The sequence below is a fragment of the Pseudoduganella violacea genome (assembly GCF_014191875.1).
Classification (GTDB): domain Bacteria; phylum Pseudomonadota; class Gammaproteobacteria; order Burkholderiales; family Burkholderiaceae_D; genus Rugamonas; species Rugamonas violacea_A.
Window position 1 is genome coordinate 1 of the sequence record NZ_JACHXD010000039.1, and the last position, 3,898, is coordinate 3,898.

General features: G+C 52.8%; 7 protein-coding genes. 1 reads left to right on the forward strand and 6 read right to left on the reverse strand.

Annotated features, from left to right (window positions below):
- Window positions 1-51 precede the first annotated feature (51 nt).
- On the forward strand, window positions 52-474 hold the full coding sequence (locus FHS03_RS27755) for an SDR family oxidoreductase (protein WP_183444157.1): 423 nt from the start codon (window positions 52-54) through the stop codon (window positions 472-474).
- Between the two features lie 379 nt (window positions 475-853).
- Here FHS03_RS27755 and FHS03_RS27760 read toward each other — a convergent pair whose 3' ends face one another.
- The 6 genes from FHS03_RS27760 to FHS03_RS27965 all read right to left on the reverse strand — a co-directional run.
- Window positions 854-1,330 carry a hypothetical protein gene (locus FHS03_RS27760; protein WP_183444147.1) on the reverse strand — a complete coding sequence of 159 codons (477 nt, stop codon included), beginning with the start codon at window positions 1,328-1,330 and terminating at the stop codon, window positions 854-856.
- Window positions 1,331-1,470: 140 nt separating this feature from the next.
- Window positions 1,471-2,265 (reverse strand): TIGR02391 family protein, encoded by a 795-nt coding sequence (locus FHS03_RS27765; protein ID WP_183444148.1) that lies wholly within the window; start codon window positions 2,263-2,265, stop codon window positions 1,471-1,473.
- Window positions 2,266-2,270: 5 nt separating this feature from the next.
- On the reverse strand, window positions 2,271-2,738 hold the full coding sequence (locus FHS03_RS27770) for a hypothetical protein (protein ID WP_183444150.1): 468 nt from the start codon (window positions 2,736-2,738) through the stop codon (window positions 2,271-2,273).
- A 14-nt stretch (window positions 2,739-2,752) separates the two neighbouring features.
- The gene (locus FHS03_RS27775; RefSeq protein ID WP_183444151.1) at window positions 2,753-2,959 is read right to left on the reverse strand and encodes a hypothetical protein; all 207 of its coding nucleotides are present in this window, start codon (window positions 2,957-2,959) and stop codon (window positions 2,753-2,755) included.
- Between the two features lie 93 nt (window positions 2,960-3,052).
- Window positions 3,053-3,259: a hypothetical protein gene (locus tag FHS03_RS27780; RefSeq protein WP_183444153.1), complete on the reverse strand. Its 207-nt coding sequence runs from the start codon at window positions 3,257-3,259 to the stop codon at window positions 3,053-3,055.
- A gap of 100 nt (window positions 3,260-3,359) precedes the next feature.
- On the reverse strand, window positions 3,360-3,898 hold a 539-nt coding region (locus FHS03_RS27965; RefSeq protein ID WP_221208285.1), incomplete at its 5' end, for a hypothetical protein.

The window sequence follows — 3,898 nt, forward strand, 5'->3', positions numbered from 1 at the left end:
TCGGCTTAAAAAACACGCCGCTTCCCAGCGGTGTGATGTCATCATCAATCAATTCAGCCCTGGGCTCAAGACGGCGCTGGCTTTACGCTTACGGTTCGCGCGCTCATACGCAAGCTGTCTCGCGCGCCTAACTTCCCTTCGGAGAACGTCGAATGGGTCGAAGCCGATCTTGACGATGCCGAAGCTTTGCACGCAGCTAGCGCTGGCGTGGGCCACGCCGTGCTGCAGGTTCCCACCGGGCCAGCCGACACGATGGCCGCCCACGCGCGCAACGCGGCCACTACCCTGGCCGATGCAGGCTTACACTTCATCGTGCTCAAACTCGCCAGTGCGAGCCGGTCGGCGCCCTGCCCCGAGCCGAGCATCATCGGCAATGCGAGTGTCGAGGCGGCCGTTCGGCAGGCCGGTCTGGCCAGTGCCACGGTGCGCCCCACGATGCATCTGGACAACCTGCTCAAACCCTCGGCACGCTGAGAGATCGTTGAAGACGGTGCCTTCGCCCCGCCAATCGCGGCAGCCAGATTCTTGGCACCGAAGTGTCCATGAAATCCAGGCGGATCATATCTCACAAGAATGCCGCGACCATCTGTATCACAAAGCTAACGCAGATGAGACCAAGCCCGCGCCGCTGTAGCACTACTCGCTTCTCGTTCTCTCGCTTGATTTTCTCGTTTTTGGCAGTCACAGCATCACTACCCCATGCCGCACCTTCGAATGGCTGCAAGGAGTAACTACCTTTGAAAAGGACAATGGTGCCTGATACCCTAAGACTGCTGCTACGAAATTCAAAATGTTAGCTGAGGTCATGGTGAATACACTTCTCTATAAACGGTTTATGCCGATTTTCCTTGACCTATGGCGCAGCCGGCAGCGTGGTTGCCAGCTCGGACAACTTACTGAGAAATGAAAAGTTTATCGCTCGTTCGGCTTGCTCGTACACGTAGCGCCAATCAACGAAGGCACTACTTACCGCATCGAGCGCTTCCATGAATTTTGCTTTTTCATGACCCGAACCTTCAATGAACCAGTTCTGATCATCTTTCGACAGGAGGTGGAACAGGGCCAACAAGCTATGACTAGCCGTTCCTTTCAGCTTCTTATACTCGGCCCTATTCCCGTCAGATATGATCCTGGCCTTCATTCCAAGCTCAACTGAAAAGGCGGCGCATACAACGGCGGGCACATGCGCACTCTGAAACTTATCATTTACAACTTTTGTTTCAATGGCCCTTGCTGCCGCTACCCGGAATGCAGCGGCAGTTGCAAACGCATGCTCAGCTTCGTCGGCATCAGGTTCTGTCGTACCGGGCCGTATGGAAATTATTCTCATGTTTTCTTCTTATCCCTGATAAGCTACTTCGCGGCTCTTATGGCCAACTACCTCCAGCTTGGCCTTGTGGATACCTGGTCGAGGACGGTAAGAAAATGAGGCAAAAAGTCTTTTCGTTCTAGTATTATTGCAGCGTTTTCCTAGGTATGGGCCTTGTCGAGACGTCGATGAATTAAAGACGTCATCGAAAGCAAGTCTTCTGCGTCATCTTTGGACATATTCCAATGTATGCGAGCCTCGTGGGCCGTCGTATTTCTAAACATCCCAGCCACTCCCTTCAGGAGATTAGCGAAACCTTTTTGTTCGCTCTTTTCGCTCTCCGTAGATAAAGCATTGATACGGACCAACGGACGCTCTCCCAACAGTGCCTTATCAATCAAGGACGCCCCGTCGTCGGTGAGACCGCTTTTGTAGCGAAGCTTGTCCATCACACTCTTCACAGCTTCCATGACGGCGTGGAAATAATTACTAACCAAGAGCTCTTCCTTGCAAAATTTTAAGACGTCTTCATGCACGCCACGCTTGACCAAGTCTGCCCGTAGCGCTTCTGCTCGAAGCCGGGATTCTGAGATCGTTCGCGCATGGGCCACTTCTTGGAGCATACCGCTATGATCAACTGCTAATCCCGCAAACAGCAAAGCTTGGTTTAGTCGGCCACGCATTAGCTCGAAGCGCTCAGGGTTTGACACATAACGCTCAGGCTTCATAGATTTGCGTATGAAGGCTAAGATGTGCACTCTATTTTTCCGATGATTTTGATCACCGGCAAAAGCGTTGTATAGCCGAACCCTTTTGGTCGCAGTAGGATCAACGTCGGAAATTTGGCTGGCTTTGAGCAAGAATCCAATTTCAGCGCCTGTCAATCCACTGGACGTGTCGCCCAACGCACCAGCGATTGCTTCTAGCTGAGTATCTCTAAAAAAAAGAGAGTTCATGTTTCCTAGGGGAGTTGAATGTTCAGGTCCGGGCCAGCAATATGAAGCTCTTCGGACATATAACTGATGAACTTAGGTTGTTCAAACTGGAGACCGTTCTCCACAATCCAAGTATGCACCGCAGCCTGCAGCCGGTTCATCAAATCGATCTGCAGATCTACTTCGACCTTTGCCTCATCCTCAAAACCAAACTCGGCGCTTTCGATGGCCTTAAGGCGCTCTATAGCAGACCCACCGCCCACCAGCTTGCCAATCTCTTCCCCTTGCGCCAGGCCGCTAATCATTCGCGCCAATACGCTCTTGACCTCAAATCGAGCGAAGTAAGACGGGCATCCAGACTCGACCCTGGAAGTGGTGATTTGCGTACCTACTTGAGCAAGGCCTGCCTCGATTGCTGCTTGCCGTGAAGCGAAACCTGGCACCCAGCGCCCGTTTGAATCTTTAAAAGCGAACTCGTCTGCAATATTTTTCACGGCAGTTTCCGGTATCAGTTGGCCGACGTATCGCCCAGGCCACATTTCACAAAATTGCTCGTCAAATAGCAAGCGCCGCGCCGCGTTTCAAGGCCAGTCCGGTAGACCGCCGCGCCGTTACCAAAACTGGTTGGCAGATCGAACAGCATGCCGCTGTTGGCGAGCGCACGCGCAGCTCGCTCAACGCCAATCTTCCTCCACTCGTAGTAATGCTTGTCCATGCGGCGCTTTCCTCGCTGGCCGACACCACGCTGGCCTTCTTAATGCACCAGGCCCGTTATACGGGCCGTGGGTGCTGCTGTGGCTTTCGCCGATTACACTAGCTGCCAGCCGCCCTCAGTCTTAATGGCAAGCTCAAGGTAGATCCCGATGTCGCTATGACGCTGACCGCCTTGATCTTCGTAAAATGAACCCTGCTGATCGCCTCGAAGAATATAGATATCCTTCGTGCCATCCTCCCGCGTGAGTGAGATCGTCGCACCCAGTGGGATGCTGATTTGCCTGAATTCGCTATGCGTCATATATTCGTCCGGTTTTGATGAGCCCGCACCGTGCTGCCCCTTTCAACTCCAAAAGCCAGCTCGTGGCTGGCATCGGTCGTACTGTGCGCAATTTTCCTTGTTAAAAGGCGTCAATATTCAATGTTCGGTCATTCTCAAGGTCATTAAGGTAACACTCTAAGTTACCCGCGATCTTCTCCAGCACTTTCGGAAGGAATGGGACAAGATCAGCAAAGCTCGCATCGTCGTTAGCAGGGCCGGAATGATAGTAGCGGCAATGCCGCAGAATATCCTCACGTTCGTCGTTCGATATCAGTGAAAGTGGATCTCGGCTGTTGTAGTCGTGCATTCCCGATAAATGTATAAATGCGCAGCCAAATTTATAAACCGATGCGGTCCAACCTTGCAATTCTTGGGCGAGATCTACCATTGCTTTGTCAGTGATAACTTTCCCCGACTGGCGCCATCTTTCGCCTCCTACGCATGCCTCGATCAGTGCAGGGCGTGCCTCGACGGACTGTCGCAGAAGGTATATCACGCGAACCATTGAGTCCAGTTCTTGTCTTAGGGAAGCACTGATTAATTCATCAGGCGCTGCTCCGCGCGGCAGTCGGACCTGAGACAATAGCGGCATCCCCACTGTTCGCCATCGGCCATGCA

Coding starts and splice junctions, on each gene's coding strand:
- FHS03_RS27760 (WP_183444147.1), bottom strand. CDS start 1,330: ATGAGAATAATTTCCATACGGCCCGGTACGACAGAACCTGATGCCGAC.
- FHS03_RS27765 (WP_183444148.1), bottom strand. CDS start 2,265: ATGAACTCTCTTTTTTTTAGAGATACTCAGCTAGAAGCAATCGCTGGT.
- FHS03_RS27775 (WP_183444151.1), bottom strand. CDS start 2,959: ATGGACAAGCATTACTACGAGTGGAGGAAGATTGGCGTTGAGCGAGCT.
- FHS03_RS27780 (WP_183444153.1), bottom strand. CDS start 3,259: ATGACGCATAGCGAATTCAGGCAAATCAGCATCCCACTGGGTGCGACG.